General features: G+C 68.4%; 18 protein-coding genes and 1 tRNA gene. 8 read left to right on the forward strand and 11 right to left on the reverse strand.

From position 1 onward, the window contains the following. Positions 1–3 precede the first annotated feature (3 nt). Positions 4–3,324 (reverse strand): S41 family peptidase, encoded by a 3,321-nt coding sequence (locus ACOOGH_RS08125; RefSeq protein ID WP_420448439.1) that lies wholly within the window; start codon positions 3,322–3,324, stop codon positions 4–6. A gap of 150 nt (positions 3,325–3,474) precedes the next feature. Between ACOOGH_RS08125 and ACOOGH_RS08130 the strand changes: the two genes are divergently transcribed. Together ACOOGH_RS08130 and ACOOGH_RS08135 are read left to right on the forward strand one after the other, a co-directional pair. Further along, complete coding sequence (locus tag ACOOGH_RS08130; protein ID WP_420448440.1) at positions 3,475–5,523, forward strand: serine hydrolase; 2,049 nt, start codon at positions 3,475–3,477, stop codon at positions 5,521–5,523. Between the two features lie 119 nt (positions 5,524–5,642). Next, positions 5,643–8,555, forward strand: coding sequence for a TonB-dependent receptor (locus ACOOGH_RS08135; RefSeq protein WP_420448441.1), 2,913 nt, complete (start codon positions 5,643–5,645; stop codon positions 8,553–8,555). 107 nt (positions 8,556–8,662) lie between these two features. Here ACOOGH_RS08135 and ACOOGH_RS08140 read toward each other — a convergent pair. After that, positions 8,663–8,747 (reverse strand) — tRNA-Leu (locus ACOOGH_RS08140). 137 nt (positions 8,748–8,884) lie between these two features. Between ACOOGH_RS08140 and ACOOGH_RS08145 the strand changes: the two genes are divergently transcribed. After that, entirely contained in the window at positions 8,885–9,547 is a 663-nt protein-coding gene (locus ACOOGH_RS08145) for a hypothetical protein (protein WP_420448442.1), read from the forward strand. 135 nt (positions 9,548–9,682) lie between these two features. Here the strand turns inward: ACOOGH_RS08145 and dut are convergent, their stop codons facing one another. Beyond that, entirely contained in the window at positions 9,683–10,213 is a 531-nt protein-coding gene (gene dut, locus ACOOGH_RS08150) for a dUTP diphosphatase (protein ID WP_420448443.1), read from the reverse strand. A gap of 29 nt (positions 10,214–10,242) precedes the next feature. Beyond that, positions 10,243–10,812: an NADPH-dependent FMN reductase gene (locus tag ACOOGH_RS08155; RefSeq protein ID WP_420448444.1), complete on the reverse strand. Its 570-nt coding sequence runs from the start codon at positions 10,810–10,812 to the stop codon at positions 10,243–10,245. Between the two features lie 173 nt (positions 10,813–10,985). Between ACOOGH_RS08155 and ACOOGH_RS08160 the strand changes: the two genes are divergently transcribed. After that, complete coding sequence (locus ACOOGH_RS08160) at positions 10,986–14,354, forward strand: amidohydrolase family protein (RefSeq protein ID WP_420448445.1); 3,369 nt, start codon at positions 10,986–10,988, stop codon at positions 14,352–14,354. Here ACOOGH_RS08160 and ACOOGH_RS08165 read toward each other — a convergent pair. The 4 genes from ACOOGH_RS08165 to ACOOGH_RS08180 form a co-directional block, all read right to left on the reverse strand. Continuing rightward, the gene (locus ACOOGH_RS08165; RefSeq protein ID WP_420448446.1) at positions 14,351–15,544 is read right to left on the reverse strand and encodes a M56 family metallopeptidase; all 1,194 of its coding nucleotides are present in this window, start codon (positions 15,542–15,544) and stop codon (positions 14,351–14,353) included. The two genes, ACOOGH_RS08160 and ACOOGH_RS08165, sit on opposite strands and share 4 nt — an antisense overlap. After that, on the reverse strand, positions 15,541–15,927 hold the full coding sequence (locus ACOOGH_RS08170) for a BlaI/MecI/CopY family transcriptional regulator (RefSeq protein WP_420448447.1): 387 nt from the start codon (positions 15,925–15,927) through the stop codon (positions 15,541–15,543). Before ACOOGH_RS08170 ends, ACOOGH_RS08165 begins: the two co-directional genes overlap by 4 nt. 191 nt (positions 15,928–16,118) lie before the next feature. Continuing rightward, positions 16,119–16,502: a hypothetical protein gene (locus ACOOGH_RS08175; RefSeq protein WP_420448448.1), complete on the reverse strand. Its 384-nt coding sequence runs from the start codon at positions 16,500–16,502 to the stop codon at positions 16,119–16,121. 113 nt (positions 16,503–16,615) lie between these two features. After that, positions 16,616–17,467 (reverse strand): hypothetical protein, encoded by an 852-nt coding sequence (locus ACOOGH_RS08180; protein WP_420448449.1) that lies wholly within the window; start codon positions 17,465–17,467, stop codon positions 16,616–16,618. 323 nt (positions 17,468–17,790) lie between these two features. Here ACOOGH_RS08180 and ACOOGH_RS08185 point away from each other — a divergent pair, with 323 nt between their 5' ends. Continuing rightward, positions 17,791–19,161, forward strand: a complete 1,371-nt coding sequence (locus ACOOGH_RS08185) for a 6-bladed beta-propeller (protein WP_420448450.1) — start codon at positions 17,791–17,793, stop codon at positions 19,159–19,161. 54 nt (positions 19,162–19,215) lie between these two features. On the opposite strand, the gene ACOOGH_RS08190 is transcribed toward ACOOGH_RS08185, so the two are convergent. The 3 genes from ACOOGH_RS08190 to ACOOGH_RS08200 are packed head-to-tail and all read right to left on the reverse strand — an operon-like array spanning position 19,216 to position 23,499. Beyond that, on the reverse strand, positions 19,216–21,228 hold the full coding sequence (locus ACOOGH_RS08190) for an amidase (protein WP_420448451.1): 2,013 nt from the start codon (positions 21,226–21,228) through the stop codon (positions 19,216–19,218). Continuing rightward, complete coding sequence (locus tag ACOOGH_RS08195) at positions 21,215–21,751, reverse strand: PaaI family thioesterase (protein ID WP_420448452.1); 537 nt, start codon at positions 21,749–21,751, stop codon at positions 21,215–21,217. The genes ACOOGH_RS08190 and ACOOGH_RS08195 overlap by 14 nt, the downstream gene beginning before the upstream one ends. After that, positions 21,748–23,499, reverse strand: a complete 1,752-nt coding sequence (locus ACOOGH_RS08200; RefSeq protein ID WP_420448453.1) for an AMP-binding protein — start codon at positions 23,497–23,499, stop codon at positions 21,748–21,750. The genes ACOOGH_RS08195 and ACOOGH_RS08200 overlap by 4 nt, the downstream gene beginning before the upstream one ends. Between ACOOGH_RS08200 and ACOOGH_RS08205 the strand changes: the two genes are divergently transcribed. The 3 genes from ACOOGH_RS08205 to ACOOGH_RS08215 all read left to right on the forward strand — a co-directional run bounded on the left by ACOOGH_RS08205 (position 23,498) and on the right by ACOOGH_RS08215 (position 26,266). Then, positions 23,498–24,271 carry an SURF1 family protein gene (locus tag ACOOGH_RS08205; RefSeq protein ID WP_420448454.1) on the forward strand — a complete coding sequence of 258 codons (774 nt, stop codon included), beginning with the start codon at positions 23,498–23,500 and terminating at the stop codon, positions 24,269–24,271. The two genes, ACOOGH_RS08200 and ACOOGH_RS08205, sit on opposite strands and share 2 nt — an antisense overlap. Positions 24,272–24,377: 106 nt before the next feature. Then, entirely contained in the window at positions 24,378–25,955 is a 1,578-nt protein-coding gene (locus tag ACOOGH_RS08210; protein ID WP_420448455.1) for a peptide MFS transporter, read from the forward strand. Continuing rightward, positions 25,952–26,266 carry a hypothetical protein gene (locus tag ACOOGH_RS08215; protein WP_420448456.1) on the forward strand — a complete coding sequence of 105 codons (315 nt, stop codon included), beginning with the start codon at positions 25,952–25,954 and terminating at the stop codon, positions 26,264–26,266. The genes ACOOGH_RS08210 and ACOOGH_RS08215 overlap by 4 nt, the downstream gene beginning before the upstream one ends. The last annotated feature ends 16 nt before the right edge of the window (positions 26,267–26,282 follow it).

Genomic DNA, 26,282 nt, shown 5'->3' on the forward strand with positions numbered 1-26,282 from the left:
CCATCAGGGGCGCCGCACGCGAATCGGAAAGGGCGGGCGCTCGGGCGTAGCGACCGGCGACGCCTCGAGTTGCTCCAGCACGACCTCGATCGCCTTCTCCAGTTGCGGGTCGACGCCCGCGATCACCTCGGCCGGCCACTGCTCGACCTCGATGTCCGGCGGCACGCCCACGTTCTCGACGATGAACCCGTCCTCGGTCCAGATCGCGAGGTTCGGCGCGGTGATCGAGCCGCCGTCCATCAGAATCGGGAAGCCCAGGACGCCGACCAGCCCGCCCCAGGTGCGGCGCCCGATGAGCGTGCCCATCTCGAGTTTGCGGAACATCCAGGGCAGCATGTCCCCGCCCGAACCGGCGGTCTCATCGATGAGCATCACCTTCGGGCCCGGAATGGCGCCCTGCGGCGTGATGAGGTCGGCGCCGTAACGCATCGCCCAATGCGACATGTAGGGCCGCCGGAGGATGTTGATGTAGTAGTCCGCGATCTGGCCGCCCCCGTTATGCCGCTCGTCGATGATCACGGCATCACGGTTCGTCTGCGGGAAGAAATAGCGCTTGAAGTACTCATGTCCGGCGCCGGCCGTGTTGGGGACGTACACGTACGCGACGCGCCCGCCGGTGGCTTCGTCGACGCGTGCGAGGTTGCCCTCGACCCAGTCCCGATTGCGGAGCGCCCCCTCGTTCGCCACCGGCACTACGTCGACGGTGCGCGACCCCGCGCCGTTCGGTGAGGGACCGACGGTCACGGAGACGATCCGGCCGGCCGTGTTCTCGAACCGGCTGTAGAGGTTCTCCGGCGCCGAGAGCGCGACCCCTTCCACCGCCAGCAGGTATTCGCCCGCCTCGACCTCGACCCCCGGTTCCGTGAGGGGGGACCGGAGGCCCGGATTCCAGTTGAGGCCGCCGTACACCTTGTCGAACCGGTATCGCCCCTGGTCGACAACGAAGTCCGCCCCCAGCAGGCCGCCCGGCACATCGTCCGTCTCGTGCAGGAAGTCCCCACCCCCGCCCCGATGGTGCCCCACCGCGATCTCGGAATGGAGCCAGGTCAAGAGCCGGTTAAGGTCGGCCCGCGTCGCGAGGTGCGGCAGGAAGGCGGCGTACTTCTCCTTCAGGGCCGGCCAGTCCGCGCCGTGCATGTCGGGGTCGTAGAAGTAGTCGCGATTGATCCGCCACGCCTCGTCGTAGATCTGCCGCCACTCCGCCCGCGGATCGATCCTCACCTGCACCTCCCCGACCCCCAGCCGGTCCGCGCCGGCGCCGATGTCCGTCCCGCCGGCATTGCCGATGAACCAGCCGCCCGAGGTCGCATACAGCACGCTCCTGCGGTCCGCCGACAGATCGAAGAAGCGCGTGCCGCCCACCAGCATGGCTTCCTCTCGCTCGGCGAGGGAAAAACGGCGCAGGCCGGGCCCGGAACCCGGGCTCCCGAACCCGCTGGCGTTTCCGGCCCGGATGTAGAAGAGCTGTCCCGGGTCGCCGGGCTCCAGGTTCGCATAACCGGCTTCGGGCAGCGGCAGCGCGAGGATGCGCTGATCGAGTCCGTCGAAGTCGATGTTCACAGTGACCTCGCCCGAACCCTCGACTCCCTCTCCTTCCGGCTCGGTTGCCGCCCCTGAATCTCCCGACTCTTCGTCGCTTTCCCTGGCGAGCGGCGATGGCGTGCCCTTCTCGAGGACCGCAAGATAGATCGCGTTCGTCATCTCGAAGTCGTTGTTCGACTGGGCGAACCACTGCACGACGGGTCCCGCGTCGGTGGACGACGTGAGATAGAGGTATTTCCCGCCCGCATCGAACACGGCCTCGGAGACGTCGCTGAGCCCGTCCGTGACCGCCCTCGTCTCGCCCGTCTCGAGCAAGTGCACGTACGCGGTGCGGATGTTGGTCTCGTTGTTGCGCGTGTAGACGAGCCAGCGGGAGTCCGGCGACCAGGCGTGCGAGGGTGGGGGCATCGGCCCGTACATCACGTCACCATCCACGCGGTGGGCCTCTCCCGAAGGAAGGTCGATCCAGAACACGGCCCGGGAGTTGTCCGTGTAGCTGATCTTCGTGCCGTCCGGCGACCACACCGGGTTCTCATAGAAGCCGGCGCCGTCCAGCGCGTAGCTGCGCGTCTCCCCCTCCCCCGACTGCGGGCCCACGTACAGCCGATACTCGCCCGAGGCGTCGGAAAACCAGGCGATGGATTCTCCGTCCGGCGACCAGGCGGGACTCCGCTCGTGGGCGGCGGTGGACTGCGTGAGGTTGCGGTCGTCCCCCTCCTCGCGCGGCAACGTGACGATCTCGCCCCGAAACTCGAAGGCGGCCCGGGTGCCCGAGGGCGAGAGGCTCGCGCCGCGGACGAAGTTCTCGCCGCTGGCGTAGCGGGGCCGCACCTCCAGAAGGTCCGTCGCGATCCGGACCGGCACCGGGTCGCTGGCGCCCGAACCGGGATCGAGCAGGTGCAGCCGCCCCGCCTGCTCGTAGGCGATCCGCCCGGCGCCGGCGGACGCGCTCAGAACCGGGAAGTCCTCGTGCGCGGTGATCCGGGAGACGTCCCCGGCCCCCGGGTCGTAGGCGTAGACGTTGAACTCCCCATCTCGATCGGAGCGGAAGTAGACGCGGTCCCCGATCCACATGGGGTCGGTGTCGTTCGAGCGGCCCTCGGGCTGCGGGACCTGGACGACGGAATGGTCCGCCACGTCGTAGATCCAGATCCGGGTCGTCGTCCCGCCCCGGTAGTTCTTCCACTGCGTGAAGGCTTCGTACAACGGCGTGTAGGCGATCTTCGCGCCATCCGGCGAATAGGTCGCCTTGAAGGCGTGCGGAATGGGCAGCTGCTCGGGATGCCCGCCGCTCGTCGAGACCGTGAACAGCTGTTGGTGGCGGCCCGTGTACGCGTTACGTCCCGACGAGAAGAGCACCGCCGACCCGTCGGGTGTGAAGCTCTGGACGAGATCGGCACCTGGATGCCATGTGAGCCGCGTGGGCACACCCCCCTCCGCGGGGACGAGGAAGACATCGGTATTCCCGTCGTACTCCCCGCTGAACGCGATCCACTCCCCGTCCGGCGAGAAGCGCGGGTTGAGTTCGACCCCGAGGTGCGAAGTCAGCCTCCGCGGCGCACGGCCATCGATGCCGGCGATCCACAGATCTCCGGCGTAGGCGAACGCGATCCGATCGGTGCTCACCGCGGGCTGGGCAAGCATCAGCGTGGCGCCCCCGTTGTCGGGCGGCCCTCCGTTACGCGCGGCGCTATCCTGAGCCGCGGCTGGACGCGCCGGCGACGAATAGACCAGGCCGAGGGCGAGAACGAATGCGAGGATGTGACGGAATGCTGCTTTCATACGGTCCTTCGCGATCTGCGGGTGTCCTGGAGCAGGCCGGCCCCCCCGGCCGGGATCTGATTGTACACGGTTGCTCGCGCGCACGGGACTTCCTTACCGTTCCGCACCGTTCCGCCCCCCTGCCCGAGGTCCATCCACCGGAGTGAAGTGATGAACACAGGCTTTGGTCGCCGCTTTCCCCGCACGTCCCGTTCCACGCTCTGCGCCGCGCTCCTCGTCCTGGTCTCGGCGGGGGAGATCGCAGCCCAGACCACGCCACTCGAGCGCGGCCGCACGCTGCCGGGCGCCCTCACGGCGGGCGACACGGCGCGCTATACCTTCGAGACTGCGGAGGAGAGTTTCGTCCTCGGGGAGGTGAACCAGATCTCCGTCGACGTGACGGCGCGCGTCCTCGGACCTGAGGGGACGCAGGTCGGCCGCTTCGGCGGGCTGGGCCGCGGGATCGAACGTTTCGGCGGGGAGACGTCGAGCGCGGGGACGCACACGCTGGAGCTGTTCGTCCTCGGGGACGACGAGGATGCGGACGGCGGCACGGATGGGGCGGGCCGCTACGAGATCACGCTCCTGCGGTTGGAGCCCGTCGCGACCGACCCGGAAAAGCTGGCTGACCAGATCATGGCGCGCTTCGACGCTCCGCATTCTCCCGGGGGCGCCGTGCGCGTGTGGCGCGACGGCCGCACGCTCTTCTCGAAGACGTACGGGATGGCGAACCTCGCCTACGGCCTCCCCTTCGAGGAGGAAACGCGGACGAACATCGGCTCGACCTCGAAGCAGTTCACCGCCTTCGCGATCATGCTGCAGGCGGAGCGCGGACTCCTCTCGCTGGACGACGATATCCGCGAATACATCCCCGAACTCCCGAAGTTCGACCACACGATCCAGGTCAAGCACCTGATCACGCACACATCGGGACTGCGCGAATTCCTGAACCTGCTGCGGATGACGGGCCGCCGCCTCGACCACGGCGACTGGATCGACCGCTCGGAACTCATCGACATCGTGCAGCGGCAGCCGGCGCTCCAGAACGAGCCGGGCGCGGAATGGAACTACAACAACACGGCTTTCGGACTCGCGGCGGTGATCGTCGAGCGCACCTCGGGGCAGGACTTCCCCGTCTTCATGCAGGAGAGCGTGTTCGGGCCGCTGGGGATGGCGGGGACCACGGTGCGGCCGTCCACGCGGCACATCGTCCCGAACATGTCCGAGGGCTACACCCCGGGCCCGGACGGATACCGCCAGATCGGCGACCTCGGCGGCGCGGTTGGCGCGGGGGCGATCTACAGCACGATCGGCGATCTGCAGACGTGGGCCGAGAACTACGCGAACCCGAGCGTCGGCACGCGCGAGAGCATCGATGAGATGATGACGTCCTTCGTGCTCGACGACGGAGAGGAGACGGGCTACGGGTACGGGCTCAGCGTAGACGAGCAGGGCGGCCTCAAGCGCGTGAGCCACGGGGGGGCGGACGTCGCACACCGCTCGATGTTCGTCTACTTCCCCGAGATCAACGCCGGCCTCACCACGCAGAGCAATCACGCGCAGTTCAACAGCGCCGTCGCCTATGAACTGGCGGCGGCCTTCTTCAGGGACGCGATGGAGGAGGAGGAAGACACCGCCGACGCAGCCGGGGAGTTCGATGCGGAAGACTTCGACCCGGAGGCATTCGACGAGTTCGCCGGCCGTTACGCGCTCGACGCTGCACCGAACTTCATCCTCACCTTCACGCGCGAGGACGACACTTTCTACACGCAGGCCACGGGACAGCAGCGGCTCGAGATCGTTCCCACGTCCGACTCGACCTTCCGCCTGCTCTCAGTCGAAGCTTCCGTCACCTTCCTGCGGGACCCGGAGGGCGATGTCGAGGGGCTCACGCTGCACCAGAACGGCGACAACCACGCCACCCGCCTCGAGGGCGACGAGGCCGAGGCGTGGAACCCGACGGCGGAGGATCTGGCGGACTTCGCCGGACGTTTCTACAGCGAGGAACTTGAGACGTTTTATGCGTTCACGGTGGAGGACGGAGATCTCGTCCTGCACCAGCGCAGGCTCGACCGCGCGGAACTCGAACCCGGAGAAGAGGATCAGTTCTCGGGCGGCGGTCTGTCGTTCGCGTTCGAGCGGGACCGCAACGGACAGGTCATCGGCTTCTATGTCGCCAATGGTCGAACCCGCGACGTTCGCTTCGGCCGGGTACGCTGACAGAAGCAGCTGGCTGACTTAGCTTGAGCCGGGCAGGAGAAGTACGGTTCGCCGACAGTCCAGCCGACAATCAGGAGGCGCTCGCGATGAGAGAACTCGGGGTTGGTTTCGGTCGTAGCATGAGGCGCGGAACCCTGCTGCTTGTGGCGGTGGTCATTGCGGGGGCCTCCCCCGGCTCTGCCTGGGGCCAGGGCCGGATCGCGGGGACGGTCACGGATGAAGCCACCGGCGCGCCCCTGGCGGCCGTGCTGGTCGAAGTCGTGGACGCGCAGAACGCGGTGGCCGCCCAGGCGACTACGGGACCCGGCGGGACCTACTCGATCGACGGCGTCCCTGCCGGGACGTACGCGGTCTGGTTCACCTCGCCGGGCTGGGTCACCGTGACCCAGGAGTCGCAGACGGTCGCGGCCGGACAGGCGACGACCGTGTCGACGACCATGACGTCCCAAGCGTACGACCTCAACCCGCTGTCGGTGACCACCTCCCGCACCTACGAGAAGGCGCTGGAAGCCCCGGCGGCGGTGGAAGTCGTTTCCACGCGCGACATCGAGGAGCGGCAGGTCACGAGTCCGATCGAGCATGTGGAGCATCAGCCCGGCGTGGACGTGGCACGCACGGGGATCCGCGGCCGCTACGCGGTGTTGCGCGGCTTCAACAACATCTTCTCCGGCCGCTCGCTCTTCATGACGGACAACCGGATCGCGCGCGTCCCGTCGCTGCGGGTCAACCTCTTCTACCTCAACCCGACATCGGAACTGGACATGGACCGCGTGGAAACGGTCCTCGGCCCGGGATCCGCGCTCTACGGCCCGAACGCGGCCAACGGCGTCATCCACTACATGACGAAGTCACCGATCCGCTCTCCGGGGGCGAGCTTCTCGGTAGGGGGCGGTATGCGGCAGCAGGGGGACGACGCGGGACTCGGCAGCGGTCCGATTCAGGGTGAAGACGCGGGGCTGTTCCAGTTCGACGGACGCATCGCGGTCGCCCCGAGCGACAAGTTCGGCTTCAAGGTTTCGGCGCAATACTTCGACGCGACCGAATACGTGTTCAACGACCTCGTCGAGGCACAGACGAGGCAGGCGGGAGAGGCCTGCATCGCGGCCCAGTTCGATCCCACTTCGGCGGGCTGCGGGGCCTTCACCTCGGGGCTCGACCTGACGAATCCGGCGGATCAGGCCGTGCTGGCGCAGTCCGCCCGGAACGTGGCCATGGGGCGCGACGACGGGCACAGGAACTGGGCCGTGGACGCCCGGATGGACTTCGAGCCCTCACCGGGGACATCACTCATCCTCTCGGCCGGACGGAACGTGGCCGCGAGGGCGACGAACCTCAGCGGTCTGGGCGCATCGAACGTCACCGACTGGGGCATCACCTACGGCCAGGCGCGATTCCGGCACAAGGACCTGTTCGCGCAGGTGTTCTACAACTACAACACGAACGACGAGACCTTCCTCCTCCGTTCGGGCCGTCCTCTGTTCGACAACTCGTCGCTTCTCGTCGGCCAGCTGCAGCACCAGACGCGGTTCGGCTCCGCGCACCGGTTCATCTACGGGGTCGACTACCTGGGCACGAACCCGGACAGCCAGGGGACGATCAACGGACAGTTCGAGAACGACGACGAGACGACCGAGGTCGGCGGCTACCTCCAGTGGGAATGGGCGCTGAGCCCGAAGTTCGACTTCACGGGCGCTTTCCGGTACGACTACAACAGCAGCCTCGCGGATCCCGTCTTCTCGCCGCGCGCCGCGCTGGTCTTCAAGCCGGACGCTTCGAACTCGTTCCGCGTCACCTTCAACCGCGCCTTCTCCACCCCGTCGTCCAACAACCAGTTCCTGGACATCTCCGGCGGGACGGTCCCGGTCTTCGGTCCGTTCGGGTACGATCTCCGGGCCACCGGCGCGGGCGGCAACGGGTACGCGTACATGCGGGAGAACGGGATCCCCATGCACATGTCTCCCTTCAACGTGCTGTCGGGCGGTAGTGCGCAGCAGTTCCTGCCCACCACGACGGCTCAGCTCTGGCACACAGCCATCACCACGCTCGGGGCGTTCGTCGCCGGCGATCCGAGCCTGGCGCAGCTGGGGGCACTCCTGCCGCTCATCCCGGTCCCGTCCGCGGACCAGGTGGGCGTTCTGGCCCTGCTCCTCGACACGGAGGTAGCGGGGGGCGGCGCGCCTCCGGCGGGATGCGTGGCGCCGCCGTTCTGCCAGCCTGTAGACCTCGCCGCCCTCCAGGACATCGAGGCCCTCGGGCCGACGGTGAGCAACACCTTCGAGGTCGGCTACAAGGGGGTGTTCGGGGACCGCGTATCTTTCGGGGCCAACGCCTGGTTCACCCGCTACGACAGCTACATCGCGCCCCTGCGGATGCTCTCACCCAACGTGTTCCTGAACGGCGCGCAACTGGAGCAGTACCTGGCCGGGGTATTCCGGCAGTTCGTGGGCGTGGCGTTCCCCAACGAGGCGGTGGCGGTCGGCACGGCCCAGTTGGTCGCCGAGCTGGCCGGCGGGGTCCCGCTGGGGACGGTGACGCCCACGAGCGCCGGCGGCACAGCCGCCGCCATGGTGCTGGGGTATCAGAACGTCGGCGGGTTTGACGTCATGGGAGGCGAGATGGGCGCCGGCTTCCTGCTCAGCGACCAGCTCGAGCTGGCGACATCGCTGTCGCTCATCGACAAGAACACCTTCGAGACGGCCGGCGAACTCGTCAATGAGGTGTCGCTGAACTCGCCGACCGTGCGGGGGACCGCGGCGCTCACCTACCGTAACGACGACGCCGGCATCAACGGCGGCCTTCGTTTCCGCGCACAGAACGGCTACCCGTTCAACTCCGGGCCCTGGGCGGGCGACCTCGAGGCGGTGACCACGCTGGACGCGAATTTCGGGTTCCGCGTACCGGGGTACGATGACCTCCGGTTCCAGGTCGATGTCTCGAACGTGTTCGACGACGTGTACCAGAGCATGGTCGGGGCGCCGGCGATCGGCCGCGTGATCCTCGCCCGGCTGCGCTGGGACTTCAATCCGTTCTAGTCCGGACGATCCGCTGGGGCGGTGATGATCGGGGGGTGCGGGGGGTGACCTCCGCACCCCTTCTTCATTGGTGGGGCCGTCGGCGAGCCGAAGTCGTGGGGCGAAGATGCCGGGGGTGGGGCTCGAACCCACACGGGGATGGACCCCTTCGGATTTTAAGTCCGATGCGTCTGCCAATTCCGCCACCCCGGCGCACCGCATCCGCCACCCCGGGCGCACGCGGATCCGGAAGCTAATGCCTCGGCTCCGTCCCGGACAGGAGAACGCATCGGGTTGCGGCTGAGGCGCGCGTGGGCACAGCATGGGCTGGAAGCTTTCGCCCGGAGGCCATGATGAAACGATTCGTGAAGCAATCCGTTGCCATCGGCGCCGTCTCAGGCGTCTGCGCGCTGGCGATCCTGTTCTTCGTCCCCGGCGCCGCGCTCGCCCAGGCGCATCCGAACCCGGCCACCCCCGACTCGCTGCGCCAGATCCAGACCATGGAACCCCGCATGGGACCGCCCGGCACCGAGGTCAGCCTCTACACCGAGAACATCCCCCTGCAGGCGAGGGTCGTCGTTGGCCTGGGAGCCATCGGCACGGGCTTCGAGGAGCTGGGGACGGGCGATCAAGGCGAGTTCGGGGAAATCGGAGCCACGGTGAGCGTGCCGGAGACCGCTGCGTGGGACCGTGCGGTCGTCTTCATCATCTTCAACGGGAACTTCGCGCCCACGGGACTGTCCGATCCCTTCCACGTCACCGACGCCGATGGCCGCGTCCAGCGCACGGGCACCGTCGTCGGAGCAGAAAACGGATGCGTCACGTTCGAGGATCGGGACGGATACCTCTACACTCTTGCGGGTGACCTGGGAGACGCAGAACCCGGGGACAGCGTGATCCTGGAAGGGGCCATGTCGCGCTCGGTCGCCTGTCCGCAGGCGGACACGATCGAGGTCGACAGCGTCCAGGAGACGGAACCGGTCGAGCGCGTACACCCGGAGCCGTTCCGCTAGCAGCTCGCGTCATCGCTTCGACGAGCCGGTGACTTCGACGAGGAAGATGACGAGCAGCGTGATCAGGACGGGGATGGCGAGGAGCCATTCCTGCAATTCGGGCATTGTGTCTGCTCCTTATCGTTTGCCGGTCTGCTATCGTTTGCCGGTGCTGCCCAGCCCGCCGGCGCGGTCCGTCGTAATCTCGACCGACCCCTCTTCCCAGCGCGCGACCTGGTACTTGTGGAGGACGACCTGGGCGATCCGTTCGCCGTGCTCGATCCGGATGGCGTGCGGCGCCGAGTTGAGGACGAGGACGAACCACTCGTCCGGATAGTCAGCGTCGACGGTGCCGGGCGCGTTGGGCACCGTGAGCCCGCGCTTCCACGCCAGCGACGACCGCATGCGGATCTGCGCTTCGTAGCCATCGGGCAGACGGGCGCGGAAGCCCGTGGGCACGAGCGCGCGGTCTCCGGCCTCGAGCACGATCACCGGCCTTCCGTTGCCTGCCGCGGTCGCGACTACGGAGACGGTTTCGCGGCTCTGCCCGCGATGGATCCGGATCGGACCGCACGTCAGATGCGCCCGGATGTCGTAACCCGCCGACTGCTCGGTAGCTCGGGTGGGCACGCGGACATCGTCCGCCAGCTTCTCGAAGATGACCCGCGCGCCGTTGGCGTCGGACAAAGACCCTTCCTCCCGTCTCCGCTGATCGTCTACCGGAACCGACGTGCCCATTCTGCGGCGGCGGCCATGAACTTGTCGAGACGCTCCGCCGTCGCGGCGTCCGTCAGACTGAGATCTTCGTCAAAAAGGGTCCCGGCGCCGCCGAGGAGGATCCGCGGCTGGGGCATGACGTGCGCGTTGAGGCCGGTGAGCGATTCGCGAAGGGCGCGCTGGGCCAACGCCGTCCCCAGTCGGCCGGGCGTCGCACCCATGATCGCCACCGGCTTCCCGTCCCAGGCCTGCGGACGCGGGGGCCGGGAGCCCCAGTCCACGGCGTTCTTGAGCACGGCCGGCAGACCCGCGTTGTACTCGGGCGTAACCAGCAGCACGAGGTCCGCCGCGTGTACCGCCGTCTTCAGTTCGGCGACCGTGTCCGGGTCGCCAGCCGCCTCGACATCTCCGTCGTAGAAAGGCAGGCAGGACGGATCAAACTCTCTGCACACGACGCCCGCCGGGGCCCGCTCGAGTGCGGCCCGAAGGAGCGCCCCGTTGAAGGACCGACGGCGCTGGCTGCCCGCCATCGCGAGCATGGAGATGTGATCCATGGCGGGAGAGTGCATGGCACGGAGACGCCGCGCAAACCGTGACCCGTTCCGCCCTCTGCGACGTTCCCGCGGGAACGTCTGAAGACAGGGTCTCCACTTTTTCGATGAAATCGTTGATCTTGTCCTGCCAGGCATGGGCACGCCGAGCCCGTACCGAGGCCAGGGCCAACATTCCCGGGAGTCGTCCGATGAAGAAGCCGTCGTTCCTTGACCCAGCGTTCCGCGCCGCCGCCTCGTGCGGCCTTGCCTTCGCGTTCCTTCTCGCGGCCGCAGGTGGGGTGCGGGGCCAGGAGGACGAGGACCGGAACGAGGACCTGCCGCTGCCGGTCGATCGCCTTGTCCCCATGAACATGACGGAGGGGAGCTGGATTTCGCTCGACGTGAGTCCGGACGGCGAGACGATCGTGTTCGACTACCTCGGGGACCTGTTCACCATTCCCATCGGTGGCGGGGACGCGACGCAGCTCACTTCGGGCATGGCGTTCGACGCCCAGCCCCGCTTCTCCCCCGACGGGACGCGGATCGTATACAGCTCGGACCATGACGGCGGACAGAATATCTGGGTCCGTTCGCTCGATGGCTCCGACACGACGCAGATCTCGCGAGGATCGGCCAACCGCGCCGAATCGCCCGAATGGCTGCCGGACGGGGACTACGTGGTCGCCTCGATGGGCGGCTTCCGCGGCGGCGGGCTCCCGAAGATCAAGATGTTCCATGTGGATGGCGGGAGCGGAATCGAACTCGTCTCGGAGCCGGACAACCTGAAGATGCTCGGGGCCGCCGTATCCCCCGATGGCCGCTACATCTGGTACGCGCGCCGCACCGGAGACTGGACCTACAACGCGCAGTTTCCTCAGTACCAGATCGAGGCCTACGACCGCGAATCCGGCGAACGTTACACTCGCTCGTCCCGCTACGGCTCGGCGATCCGGCCCACTCTCTCCCCGGACGGCCGCTGGCTCGTGTTCGGGACGCGGCACGAAGAACACACGGGGCTCCTGCTCCGCGACCTCGATAGCGGCGACGAGCGCTGGCTCGCCTATCCGGTGCAGCACGACGACCAGGAGTCGCGCGCCACGCTGGACGTGCTCCCGGGCATGTCCTTCACACCGGATTCGCGGCATCTCGTGGCCTCCTACGGCGGGAAGATCTGGAAGCTGCCGGTCGAGGGCGGCGACGCGGAGGAGATCCCCTTCCGCGTGCAGTTCGACCTCGCGCTCGGTCCGAGGGTCGACTTCGACTACCCGATCGAGGACACGCCGACCTTCACCGTGCGCCAGATCCGCGACGCGGCGCCCTCCCCTTCCGGTGATCGGCTCGCCTTCACGGCACTGGACCGGCTCTGGGTCTCGGGCGCTGACGGCTCGAACCCCGAGCGGGTGACGGACGCCGACATGTCGGAGCACTTCGCGACCTGGTCTCCGGACGGCGAGTGGATCGCCTATTCAACGTGGGACGGGAACGAGGGCCACCTGTACAAGACGCGTTCCGATGGCGGTGGCGACCCGGTGCGGCTCACGCGCGACGCGGCCACGTATTTCGCCCCCGCCTGGGGACCCGGCGACCGCATCGTGGCAGTGCGGGGGCTGATCCGGGCCTACGAGACGCAGGGCGAGGGCGGCGCGCCCGGCACCGAAATCGTGTGGGTGTCCGCCGACCCCGACGGCTCGGGCGGCGGACCGGCGACGCTGATCGCCCCCACGGACGGGCGCGCGAATCCCCATTTCACGGAGGGGAACGACCGCATTCACCTGTTCCGCTTCCCGGACGCGCTCGTTTCGATCCGCTGGGACGGGACGGACGAGAAGGAGCACGTGAAGGTGCGCGGACCCACGCCGCAGGGTTCGAGCCAGGGCATGTCACCGTCGGTCATCGAGATGGCGCCCCGCGGCGACCAGGCGCTCGCCGAGATCCAGCGCGAGATTTACACGGTGACGGTGCCGCGCGTGGGCGTGACGCCGACGATCAACGTCTCGAACCCGGACAACGCCTCCTTCCCGGCGCGCAGGGTGACAGACATCGGCGGGGAGTTCCCGGCCTGGAGCGGCGACGGGCGCACGGTGCACTTTTCGCTCGGGAACGCGCACTTCGCCTACGACCTCGACGCCGCGCAGGCGTACGAGGACAGCGTGGAAGCGGCCGAAGCCGAGGAAGACACCGACGAGGAGACGGACGAGGGGGCCGGAGCGGAAGCCGAGGACGAGGAAGAGGAAGAAGAGACCGAAGAAGAAGAGGAGGACGAGGGCTACCGGGCCGTTGAGCACCGGATTCTGATTGAAGCTCCGCGCGACATTCCGTCCGGCGTCGCCGTGCTCCGCGGCGGGCGCGCGATCACGATGGCCGCCGACGAGGTGATCGAGAACGCGGATATCGTGGTCCGCAACAACCGGATCGAGGCGGTGGGGGCAAGCGGGTCGGTAACCGTACCCGACGACGCGGTGGTGTTCGACATCAGCGGCCGCACCGTCGTGCCGGGCTACGTCGACACGCATGCGCACCTCCGGGCGCGCGACCAGCTGCACCGGACCGACGTGTGGCCGTACCTCGCCAACCTCGCGTACGGCGTCACGACCACGCGCGATCCGCAGACGGGTAACACCGAAGTGCTCTCCTACGCGGACATGGTGCGCACTGGAAGCGTTCTCGGTCCGCGTGTCTATTCGACCGGGCCGGGCGTCTTCTGGCAGGACGGCATCGACACCGAGGAGGAGGCGATGGACGTCCTCTCCCGCTACTCCGACTACTTCGACACCAAGACGATCAAGATGTACGTGGCCGCGGCCAGGAAGGGGCGGCAGCACATCATCATGGCGGCGCGCGAACTCGGACTCATGCCGACCACCGAGGGCTCGCTGAACCTCCGGCAGAACCTCACGGAGACGGTCGACGGGTATCCGGGGCTCGAGCACTCGATCCCCATCTTCCCGGTGTACGACGACTACGTGCAGCTCTTCGCGGAGACCGCCCGCGTCTACACACCGACGCTGCTGGTGTCATACGGGGGGCCGTGGGCGGAGAACTACTTCTACTCACGCGAGAACCCGCACGACGATCCGAAACTGCGCCGCTTCATCCCGCACGATGAGGTCGACTCGCGCACGCTGCGCCGGCCGCAGTGGTTCCGCGAGGACCAGCACGTGTTCTCGCGCCACGCGGACTTCGTCAGGGATCTGGTCGAGGCCGGCGGCAAGGCGGGGGTGGGCAGCCACGGCCAGTTGCAGGGACTCGGCTACCACTGGGAGCTGTGGTCGATGGTTCCCGACGACATGGACGAGTACGACGCGCTCCGCATGGCGACGATCTTCGGAGCGGAGGCGATCGGGCTCGACCAGGACCTCGGCTCGATCGAGGCGGGCAAGCTGGCCGACCTCGTGATCCTGACGGCGAACCCGCTGGACGACCTGCGTAACACGAACGAGATCGAGCAGGTGATGTTCAACGGTCGGCTGTACGACGCCGACACGCTGGACGAGGTCTATCCGCGGCAGCGGCCGCTCGCCCCGCTATGGTGGTGGGACGACGAACCGGAGGGTCTCCCGGGCGTCTCGGGCCGCTAGCTGCTAGTGTCGCGCCCCCGGCCCGCCAGCCTCGTGATGTTCTCGTCGTTCGCGGTATCGGACGGGCGCGTGTTCGGACTCGGGCCGATCGAGCTCGCGGCCCCGCAGTTGCCCGTGCTCCGATGCCGGCACGTGTTCGGAAGCACGCCGATCCTCGTGGGACAGGTCTCCGGCCGGACCCACGGCGGGAGCGAGCCAGGGGGCGAGGGCAAGGACGCCGACGACGGCCATGCCCCGCCAAACGCCCCCCGGCGACCGCGACGAACCGCGTTCGTGCAGCAGGGAACGGGGATGCTCCGGTCGCGCCGGACCACCCAGCCGGCCACCTCCGTCAAGCAACTCGCCATGGCGAAACGGTCCTTGAGCTGGCTGGCCGCCCAATCGTCGCATTGCGCTTCGGTAGCGAAGCGTACCTCACGCCCCGCAAGCCGGAAGAGAGGCTGGAAGAAGAAGATCGCCTGCAGGACATTCAGGACCCCCAGCCGGATCGTGTCGCGACGCCGATGGTGCGCGACCTCGTGGCCCAGGAGCGCGGTGAGCTCGCCTTCGTCCAGTTCATGGAAGGCTCGAACCGGTACGCAGATCTCGCGACGGGCTCCCACGCCGAGCGCAAGCGGCGAACCCAGGGTGTGGCACTCCGTCAGGCGCGGAGGAGAGTCCAGCTTCGCCCGGCGACTCAGCGTCGCAAGTGCTCTTGACGCTCGCGGGTCCGCTACCGGCTCGCGATGATGAAGGCGGCGGCGGAGCATGACCAGCCGAAGGAGATAGAGGGCGAGCAGACCGCCGGCCAGCGCGAGCCACACGGCACCCGCCGCGCCGGACCACGCCGGGCTGGCCGCGGTCTCCTCGCCGTGGGCTTCTTCACCTTCGCCGCGGGCTTCTCGGCCTGCCGGCGCGGGCATGGAAGTGGCAACGTCCCCTCGGGCGTGTTCGCCCCGTTCGCCTCCGGATTCGCGTTGCTCCGCGCCGGCCACGAAGGCGGGCGCCGGAAGCCGCCAGACCGCCGCCTCCGGCGAGGTGAGCGCCCGAGCCGTCGGAGTGAGGAGGCTCGCGGCGAGCGCCGTGTACCAGATCGTTTCCTTCAGGCGCGGATGCGTTCTTGGGAAAAGACGCAGGCCGAGCCAGGCGACGCCGCACCACAGGGTGCTGTGGACGAGGAACGCGAGGAGCCAGGCCGTCATTTCGTTCATCCCGTTCCCCTCTCCCGTTTCTTGGCCACGAGAGCCCTGAGATCATCGAGATCCTCGACATCGACCTCGCCCGACTCGATCAGATGATTGACCAGCGCCGTGCTGTCGCCGGAGAACATGCGCTGCACGAGGTCGCCGACCATCCCTTCGCGAACGTCCGTCTCGGCTATCGCGGGCCGGTAAATGAACTGCCGGCCGTTCAACCGGTGGCTCACACAACCGTACTCCTCGAGCTTGCGCAGCATCGTCTTGATCGTCGTGACAGCAAGACCCCGCTCCTCGAGGAGTGCCCGGTGAACCTCGATCGCCGGGGCTTCGCCGCGCTCCCAGAGCACGCGCATGATCGCGAGCTGCAGGTCTCCGAGTTGTCGCTTCCGCTGCATTTTGGATGTCCTCCGGCGGTACGGGACCGACCGATTACTCAGATAGTCATACTCCAGGACCCCGGATTCCGGCAAACGTTCCCGGGGTCGACGGATTGCGAGGGGGCCCGAACGGCCGCCGCAGCGGACACGGCGACCGTTCGATGGCGAGCCGCACCTGACGGCGCGCCGATGGCAGAAGCCTGCCCCCTTCAGCTCCCCGGTCCGATCTCGATGTGGACGCTGAACGACGTAAAGCTCTGACCCCGCGCATCGAGTTCAACCGGATTCGTTTCTCCCGGTCCGATCACGATCCGGGGCGTCGGGCCCAACTCGGTCCCGTTCGACAGGTGGATCTCGACGCGTACGTCCGCCACGGGTGCGCCAGTCGTGTTCGCGAGCGTGCCCGTGAACATCTCGTTCGGCTGGTCATAGCGAAGGATGAGGTCGACACCGCTGCGGCTCTCCCTGGCGGTATCCGTCAACTGGTACTGCGTGCCGCTCTCCCCCGGCTCGGTTGGGCTGTTTCCGCAACCGGCCGCGACGACGGCGGCGGCCATGACGATGGCCGTGGTCAAGGTTCCTCGTAGCTTCATTTCGGTTTTCTCCTGTTCGATTCTGATACGTTGCCCAATGCGTCTCGAATAGACGCTGCCATCGAAACGTGGGTCACTCGGTGGACCTGCAGCGGAGCGGGCCGCGCGCGGGTCTACCGTGACCTCGCCCTCAGCTCGACCTCGAACGCGCGCATCTCACCGCGCAGGACTTGGAGCTGGTTGTACAGCGGACGGTAAGCTGCGTCTCGCGGGCGGGCCTCTTCGCCGCCCACTTCGCCGCCCGCTTGGCCACCGTGCTCGCCACTAGCCTCCCCGCCGTGCTCGGCACCACCTTCGCGACCCCCGTGCTCACCCCGGCCTTCGCGGCCGCCCCGACCTTCACCGCTCTCCTCTCCACCGCCGTGGCCCTGCTCGACGCCGGCTTCGGGATGGCTGACCCAGGAGCTGAAATCGTTCCCGAACGTGCCGAGTTCGACCGGGATCGTTTGACCCGGCCCGACGTTGATGCGCTTCGTCGGACCGAGTTCCGTGCCGTTGTCCAGGTGAATCTCCACGCGTACCTGCGACAGAGTCCGCGTCGTCGTGTTCGTCACCGAACCGACGAACACCTGCGTGTTGGGATTGAATTGAAGGATCAGACGAGCGCCGTTCGCGAAGAGTTCGTCCTGCCTCGTCATCCTGCCGAGGTAGGCACCCCCTTCCTCGCCTCCTTCGCCGCGCTCTCGGTTGCCGTACTCGGTGCGGCCTTCCCTGCCTTCACGGCTTTCCAGCCGACCGACCTGCGGCCCGGATGCGTGGGCGCCGAGCCCCGCGAGCACACGCGTCTCGCGCAGCTGGGCGCGAGCCTGCTTCACGATGTCGTAGAGCTCCTCCGCATCCATGCTTCTTCCAATGTCCTGCTCCTCCTGCAGGCGGGGTGCGCTGTCCCCCCCGCCTCCGGCGAGTGCGGGAAAGCTGACTCCCGCCGCGCCAAGCATCATGAGTGATGCGATCACGATCTTCATCGTTCGCTTCCTTTCTCGGTGTTCGTTGTGGGTTCGTATCCGTTCACTTGAACGACTACCGTAATAGTCAACTACTCCGGTAGTCTAGATGTGTTCCCTGAGGCGCGCAAGCGTACCGGATCCCGGCAACCCCGGACTCGGCCGCAGGCACCCGGTTGGCTTCGGATAGAGGTTCGCTCGCGGCGCGAAGAGGAAGGGACTCAAGGTTGGACGGCGACCCGGATGAATCCGGGCAACTTTGCGCGCAGTCGTGGCTGTCACACGGAGGATCCGGTTAACTATGCCCCTAGTAGATGCTGTCAGCTGGCAGAGGAGGATTCGGAATGACGAAGACATGGCTGAGCCGACTGGCCGCGGCGACGATCTTCGGTCTCGGGCTGGTCCTCTGCGGCCCCCTGCCCTGGAACTCACCCTTCGCCATCCGGAGCCTCTTGGCCCAGGAGGTGATCGACGTCACGGGCCGGGACCGGCCGATCGAACCCGAGTTCGAGGAGGTGTACCGGGTCGGCGTCCTGGACGGTGAATCCTGGGAGATGTTCGCCCAGGTGGGCCGGGTCTCCTTCGACGCGGAAGGCAATCTCTACGTCTTCGACGGGACGTCCAGTCCGACGCGTTTCGGAGGGATGACTCTGATGCGTGCCGGGGATGTGAGGGTCCTCGTGTTCGACGCGGCAGGGCGCTTCGTGCGCGAGTTCGGCTCCTCGGGTGGAGGTCCGGGCGAGTTCAACCAGCCGATGGGTTTCGCGGTGCTGCGGGACGGCACCGTGGTCGTGAGCGATGTCGGTCACCGCGCCTACCAACTCTTCGACGCCTCCGGCGAGTTTCAGCGCATGGTCCGGGCGGACGACGGGCCCGACGCGGTGTCGATCCCGGCCTACGACATCCAACCGGACCCGCGCGGTGGAGCCGTCTATGCCGGTGGGAGCGTGGGTCTCACCGTCAGGGGCGCGGGCGGCTCGGCGGCTCCGCCCACCTCCCGTCCGGTGCTGCGGGTCGGACTCGACGGAGAGGTCGCGCGCGCCGACACGGTGGCGGACGGATGGCTGCCCCCACGCACCGACCTGGATGATCTCGCGTCAAACGATGTGCCCGGCGAGCTTCGAGGCGCGCTTCGCGGCATGGCCATGCCCACCGTGTTTGAGCCCCCGTTCCTGGTGGGTATCCTTCCCGATGGCGGCATCGTTCACTCCGACTCGTCGGCGTACGCGCTCAAGGTCACTCCGCCAGGTGCGCGGGATGTCGGGCGCATCATCCGGCGGCCCTTCAAGCCCGAGCCGGTGACGCCGGAGGTCCGGAGGGAGCGCGAGGAGAGGACGGCAGCCGCCCGGAGGGCGCTCGGCGGAACCGGGGGGTCGAGGAGGCTCATGTTCGTGGGGCGTGCGGAGGGCAACAATCCCGCACCTGAGGCCACCTTCGAACTGGAGGACCGCTACTACCACGAGATTCCCGTGCTGCGCGGCCTCGCCACCACATGGGAGGGCCGCATCTGGGTGCAACGCCGGGGCGAAGAGCCGCAAAGCGACGGGCCCATCGATATCCTGACACCGGAAGGGACGTACGTCGGCACCTACGCGACCGGGGCGACCGAGATGCCGGACGCCTTCGGCCCGGATGGACTCGCGGCGTTCATCGAGCGGGACGAACTCGATGTGGCGCGCGTCGTCGTGCGGAGGCTCCCGGCCGAGGTTCGCTGACCCGAGACGGCGGTCATGCGGCCTCCCGGTGGCCGACGCTTCGAGATTTGCCCCTCAGCCCTCCGGGGTGAGGACGAGCCGGACGGCGCCGAGGGGGCGGTCGGCCGTGTAGAGCGCGAGTTCAAGGCGTCTGTCGAGCAGGTCGGCCAAGTCGGCAGCGCTCAAGGGCAGCGTGCCCTCGGCCGACGCGAGGCCCGGGCCGGAGAGACGGTGCACGACCGCGTTCGGCCGCGTCCCGCTGCCCCGGCGCTGGAGGACGATCGCGTGGACGTCCGCCGGCCCGACTCCGGCGGTGGAGATGACGTAGCGCAGGGCGCCGCGCGGGAGGTCGAGGCTGAAGCTGCCGGTCAGGCGAGGGGCGGCGGGCCGCCCGGCCCATCCGCCGTCGCCCGCGACGCTGAAGCGGAGCGGTTCCGGTGCGCGGCCGTCCACGAGCGCGGGCGTGCGGTGGGGAGCGCGGCGGGGCTGCGTCGCCCGTTCGAGCGCATATGCCAGCGAGACCAGCCGGGCATCGTCGAACGGGCGGCCGAGGAGCTCAATGCCGGTCGGCATGCCGGTCCGCGTGAAGCCCGCGGGGGCGCTGATGGCCGGAAGCCCGCTGTGCGCGGCGAGCTGACACGTCCCCCCGACCGGCGGCGAGCCGATGAGCGCGGGGTCCCGCCGCAGCGTCGGGTAGGCGATCGCGTCGAGCCGCTCCTCGTCCATGAAAGCCACGATCGCTTCGCGCAGCGCGGCCTGCCGCTCCAGCGCCTCGGCATAAGCGGCCTCATCGCCCGGACCGGCCTGCGAGCGTCGGCGAAAGGTGCCGTCCAGCTGCTCGCTGTGCAGTCCCAGCGCCACGATCTCACCGAGCGACTCGACCGGCGTGCCGTCCGTGGCGGCAAGATAGGCCGCGAGATCGAGGGCGAATTCGTGGCCGATGACGCTGGTGCGGGCCAACAGCGAGTCCATCTCCGGGATCGTCACCTCGACGACCTCCGCCCCCGCGGCGACCATCGCGTCCAGCGCGGCGCGGACCGCGTCCGTGACCGGAGCCTCGGCGCCCGAATCGGAGAGCCACCTCTCCAGCGCGCCGATGCGGGCCCCCTGCAGCGCCCCCGCATCGAGCGACGCCGCGAACTCGATGGGCGGCCGGCCTTCCAGCGCGGCCGTCGCCGGGTCCGCCGCGTCCACGCCGATCGTCGCGTCGAGCGCGAGCGCGAGGTCCACGACCGACCGCGCCAGCGGCCCGCCCGTGTCCTGCGTGTGCGAGAGCGGCACGATCCCGTCGATGCTCGACAGCCCCTTGGTCGGCCGCAGCCCCACGAGGTTGTGGACGGACGAGGGGATCCGGATCGACCCGCACGTGTCCGACCCCCATCCCACGGCCCCGAAACTCGCGGCCACGGCCGCCCCCGTCCCGCCCGACGAGCCGCCGGGGTTTCGCACCGGGTCGTACGGGTTCCGAGTCTGTCCCCCGAGCGAACTGATGCTCGTGATCCCGGCCGCGAGTTCGTGCAGGTTCGTCTTGGCGAGGATGATCGCCCCCGCCTCGCGGAGCTTTCGCACCTGGAAGGCGTCGTCGGGCGGAACCGATCCCGCGAGCGCGAGCGTCGACCCCGTCGTCGGCATGTCGAAGGTGTCGTAGTTGTCCTTGAGCAGGATCGGGATCCCGTGCAGCGGCCCCCTCACCTGCCCCGCCACCCGCTCCTGGTCCAGCCGCTCCGCCTGCTCCCGCGCCTCCGGATGCACGCGCACGACCGAGTTGAGACGAGGACCCGCCAGGTCGTAGGCGGCGATGCGGTCGAGGTAGGCGTCGACGAGTTGAACCGAGGTTACCCGGCCCGACGACAGCGCCTCCCGGAGTTCCGGGATCGAGGCCTCCGCCACCTCAATGGGCGCAGAGACCGCCGCCGAGGCTGGAGCCTGGGCCGCGAGGGGCGCCGCCCACCCAGCGGCCCACCCCGCGCCGGCCGGATGACCGAGGGCGGGGCCGAGTGCGAGACCCAGGATCAGGAGGGCCGGGGCGGTCCCTCGGCGCACGCTCGCGTGATCTCGTCCGTTACGTCGCTCGTTACCTCGTTCCATGAGCCGGATGTCCTTCCGCAATGGCGACGAATGTCCCTGTACATGTGGCCGTCCGCTCGCCTCCGGAGAGCAACTCCGCTTCGACGCGGACCTTCCGCTCGCCCCCTTCGGCGATCCGGGCGCGGAGTTGCACGGGCGCGTCGGAGGGTGTCGGCTTCATGAGCCGGACCGTGTACTCGGCCGTCACGGTGACGGGTGGATGATCGACGCCGCGCGTCCGCATGAAATAGTGCGCCGCGCACCAGTTGCACTGGCAGTCGAGCAGCGTCCCGATGATGCCGCCGTTCAGGATCCCCGGGAACGAGCGGTGGTTCGGCCCGGGAGTCCACTCGGCCACCACCTCGTACCCCCCGTCTCCCGCCTCCCCCGCGGCGGTCGCCGCCGCGTCCGCGGCGTCGTCCCCGCCGGCGCCCCCACGGTCTCCGGTAGGGAAGCTGCGCAGCCGGAGCCCTTCCGGATTCGCGTGGCCGCACCCGAAACAGATGGATTCGGGCGCGTACCTCTCCTGCAGCGCGTCGCTCACGATTCCGTCCCCGCAGCCCGGGCCCGCTCTCGGTCCACGAGGAAGCGGCGCAGGATCTTCCCGGAAGCGGATTTCGGGATCTCGTCCAGGAACTCGACGGCGCGGACCTTCTTCTGCGGGGCCACGCGCCCGGCCACGTACTCCATGATGCCCTCGCCCGTCACGTCCCCCGACTTCACGACGCACGCCTTGGGAATCTCCCCCGCTTCCTCGTCCGCGACGGGGATGACCGCGACATCGGCCACCGCCGGATGTGCGAGCAGCAGGTCCTCGAGTTCGGCGGGAGCCACCTGGTAACCCTTGTACTTGATGAGTTCCTTGGCGCGGTCGACGATCGTCACGTAGCCGTCTTCGTCCGCCCGACCCACGTCCCCCGTATGAAGCCGCCCGTCTGCGTCGATGGTTTCCGCCGTGGCCTGCGGGTTGTTGAGGTAGCCCTTCATCACCTGCGGCCCGCGGACCCACACCTCTCCCTCCTCGCCGGGCCCCAGCGGCGCGCCCGAATCGAGGTCGACGATCACCATCTCCGTGCTCGGGATCACCGGACCGATGGTCCCGATCTTGTCCGCGTCCACAGTCTCCCCGAAGCAGACGTGGGTCACGGGACTCGCCTCGGTCAGGCCGTAGCCCTGGAAGATGCGGCACCCGATCCGCTCCTGGCAGGCGACGGCCGCCTCCTCCCCGAGCGGAGCCGCTCCGGACATGATCCAGTTCACGGTGGAGAGGTCGTAGCCATCGACGACGGGATGCTTGGCGAGACCGAGGACGATCGGCGGCACGAGGTAGAGGCAGGTCGCCCGGTACCGCTGAATCGTCTCCAGGAACTCCACGAGATCGAAGCGGGGCATCGTAACGACCGTCGCGCCCTCTCTCAGGGCGCCGCTCATGATCACCACCATGCCGTAGATGTGGAAGAAGGGGAGGACCGCGAGCACGACGTCATCGGCCCCGACCAAACCGAGGCCGCTGAACTGTTCGATGTTCGCGACAAGGTTGCGGTGCGTCAGCATCACCCCCTTGGAGACGCCCGTCGTTCCGCTCGAATACGGGAGCGTGAGGAGATCCTCCGCGGGGTCCCCGATGCCCGCCGGCTCGGCATCCGTCCTCATGCCGTCTGCAATGAGGTCGGCGAAGGCGGTGGCGCCCTCGGCCTCTCCGAAGACGATGATCTCCTCGATCCCCGTGCGTGCCGCCACCGCCTGGGCCCGGTCGAGGAGCGGGGGGACCGTGATGAACCAGCGGGCGCCGGAGTCGTTCAACTGAGAGACGAGTTCGTCATCGGTGCTGAGCGGGTTCAGCGTCGTGCTGCAGCCGCCCGCGATCCCGACTGCGTGAAACGCCGTCGCGTACTCCGGAAGGTTCGGACTGCAGATGGCGACGACGCCTCCGCGCCCGAGTCCGCGGGCCGCGAGTCCCCGGGCGCCGGCGCGTGCCTGGTCCCGGAGTTGTCCATATGTGACCACGCGCCCGGTCGGCCCTTCGATGAAGGCGGGCTTGTCCCGATGATCGCCGAGAGAGCCCAGGAGATAGTCGGAGAACGACTGCTCCGGGACGGTGATCGGGGGATGCGGGCTGTGGAAGATCATCGCGGCGTCCTTCCGGCGGATTCGGGCGGGCGGCATCGGCCGCCCATACGGGAGCGGGAAGATCGGCGAACGGGCCTCGGCGCGGCAAGAAGGTTGCAGCGTGCGGCCACCACCGCGGGCGGCTGCGCCCGCCTGCGCGACCCCATAGACTCGTGTCTCCATGACTTCCACTCGCAAGATCCTGCTCTGTATCGTCGCGATCGGCCTGAGCGCGCTCTTCGTGCGCCTCGGGTTCTGGCAGCTCGACCGGCACGGCGAGCGGAGTGCCGGGGTGCGCGGGCGCGCGGCCCGTGCGGAGGCCCCGCGGCTCGTGTGGAGCGACCCTGGCGACGTGCCGTCCGACACGGCGGGCCTCATCGGCCGCCGCGCGCGGCTCACCGGCCGCTGGGACCGGGCCGGCGAGGTCGTCATCCGGAGCCGCACCCTGGACGGGCGGGCCGGCGCGGAGGTGCTGACCCCGCTCTTCGTTGGCGGCGACGCAGGGCCGGTCGTGATGGTTTTGCGCGGCTGGTTGCCCGCACCCGACGGCCTGCGCCCCAACCTGTCGGCCGGCTGGGCCGATTCACCGGCGGCGACGCCGGGGGCCGATTCACCGGCGCGGGTCGACGGCGTCTTCGTCTCCTCCCGCGACGGGCGGGGCGGCCAGCCCCTCCAGGTCGAGATCGGCGGTGCACGACACCTGGCCATCGCGGGCCTCGACCTCGCCCTGATCCGGGAGGAGTCCACCCTCGACCCCTCCCCTCACGTGCTGCGGGCGGGCGATCCGCCTCCGGACGCCGCACTTCGCCCCGCCAGAGAGATCGAGACGGATTCGGGACCGCACTTCTCCTATGCGATCCAGTGGTTCTCCTTCGCCATCATCGCCCTGGCAGGGACCGCGATCCTCATTCGGAAGGACGGGAACAGGACATCGGCAGCGAGGATTGGTCGCTGACCCGCACAGCGCTATACTACCTTCGAGGCTCGATCCATGAGGCCGGGCTCGCCGTGCGGAGCCGCCTCGGCGTGGGTTCCCGGGTCCGGTCTTACGCCGCCAGAGCGTGTTTCCAGGCAAGGAGTCCGGACCACTGAACGAATCCACGACGCCGTCCACCTCCCCTTCCGCAGCCTCCGCGCACCGATCCTGGTTCGGGCATCCCGCCGGGCTCTCCACCCTCTTCTTCACGGAGATGTGGGAGCGCTTCTCGTACTACGGGATGCGAGCGCTGCTCGCGCTCTACATGACGACGGCGACAACGAACGTGATCCTGCGTGGCGACGGATCCGAGGTCGCCAACCCCGGCATGGGGCTGGATGTGGGGACCGCCGCCGCGATCTACGGGCTGTACACGAGCCTGGTCTACATCATGGCGCTCCCCGGCGGATGGATCGCCGACAACCTCTGGGGGCAGCGCAAGGCGGTTTGGGTCGGAGGCTGGATCATCGCCCTCGGCCACTTCACGATGGCGGTGCCAAGCACCTTCGCCTTCTTCCTGGGACTCGTCTTCGTCATCCTCGGTACGGGGCTGCTCAAGCCCAACGTCAGCACCGTCGTGGGCGACCTCTATCCCGAAGGGGGCGCGAGACGGGACGCGGGATTTTCGATCTTCTACATGGGGATCAACCTCGGGGCGCTGCTCGGACCGCTGGTGACGAGCTTCCTCGCAGAGAGCTACAACTGGCACTGGGGCTTCGGAGCAGCCGGCGTGGGCATGGCTCTGGGCTTGATCCAGTACCGGAGCCGCGCCCACCTGCTGGGCGACGCGGGTCTGCTGAAGACGTCCGACAGTGCGGCACAGGTAGCGGCCAGGTCGCGCAGATTCTTCGGCGGCTTCTTCGCCGTGGTCCTGGCGGTCGTGGCCTTCGGTTACCTGGTCTCGAGCGGCGTGATCCCCGTAACCCTGACCGGAATCGCGACGGTTCTGGGCTACGGGGTGGCGGTGATCATCGCGGCCTATTTCGTCTACCTGTGGACGATGGGAGGCCACTCGCCGGAAGAGAACCGGCGCCTGGGCGTGATCTTCTGGCTATTCCTGCTGATCGCCGTCTTCTGGTCGGGCTTCGAGCAGGCCGGATCTTCACTCAACCTTTTCGGCCGTGACTACACCGACCGCAACATCCTCGGATGGCTCATGCCGGCGGGATTCCTGCAGTCGGTGAACTCCTTCTTCATCATCCTGCTCGCGCCCGTCTTCGGGGCGCTGTGGGTGTGGCTGGAGCGACGCAACCGCAACCCGTCGATTCCCATGAAGGCGGGGATGGGGCTGGTCGGGCTGACCATCGGGTTTTTCGTGCTGGCCTGGGGCGCGGCCAACGCCTCCGTCGACAACCTCGTGAGTCCCTCGTGGCTGGTGGTGACGTACTTCTTCCACACCGTCGGCGAACTCTGCATCTCGCCAATCGGGCTGTCCGCCATCACCAAGCTTTCGCCGGCGAACCGGGTCGGTCAGATGATGGGGGTGTGGTTCGTCGGTGCGGCGCTGGGCAACCTGTTCGCCGGGCTGGTGGCCGGACGGCTGGCAGACCTTGCGCCGGCACCGCTGTTCCAGAACATCGCCATGACCATCGGCGCCGTCGGCATCGTGGGGCTGGTCGCCGCTCCGTGGGTGAAGCGGCTCATCTCCGACAAGAGTTTGTGAGCCACCGGAAGTTTGCCGATCGTGACGGGACGCGCTGGGCAGTGCGCGTCTCCTCGAAGCACGAGTGGCGCTTCGAACCCGTCCCGGGGAACCCCCGCGCCCCCCGCCGCGCCCGCCCGCCGCTCTACGCGGGCGACGACCCCTTCGAACTCAGCGAGCGCGAACTGCAGACGATCCTCGGTACCGGCACGAGGGTGGCAGGCCAGGCGGGGCGAGCGGGAGACGCTCCCGAAGTATCTCCCTTCGGCGACATTTTGCTTCCACCGAAGAAGAAGTCACCCTTCCTCGACGATCACCCCGCCAACGGATAGGATTCCCGGCTTCACG

Source organism: Candidatus Palauibacter sp. (genome assembly GCF_965213655.1).
GTDB lineage: Bacteria > Gemmatimonadota > Gemmatimonadetes > Palauibacterales > Palauibacteraceae > Palauibacter.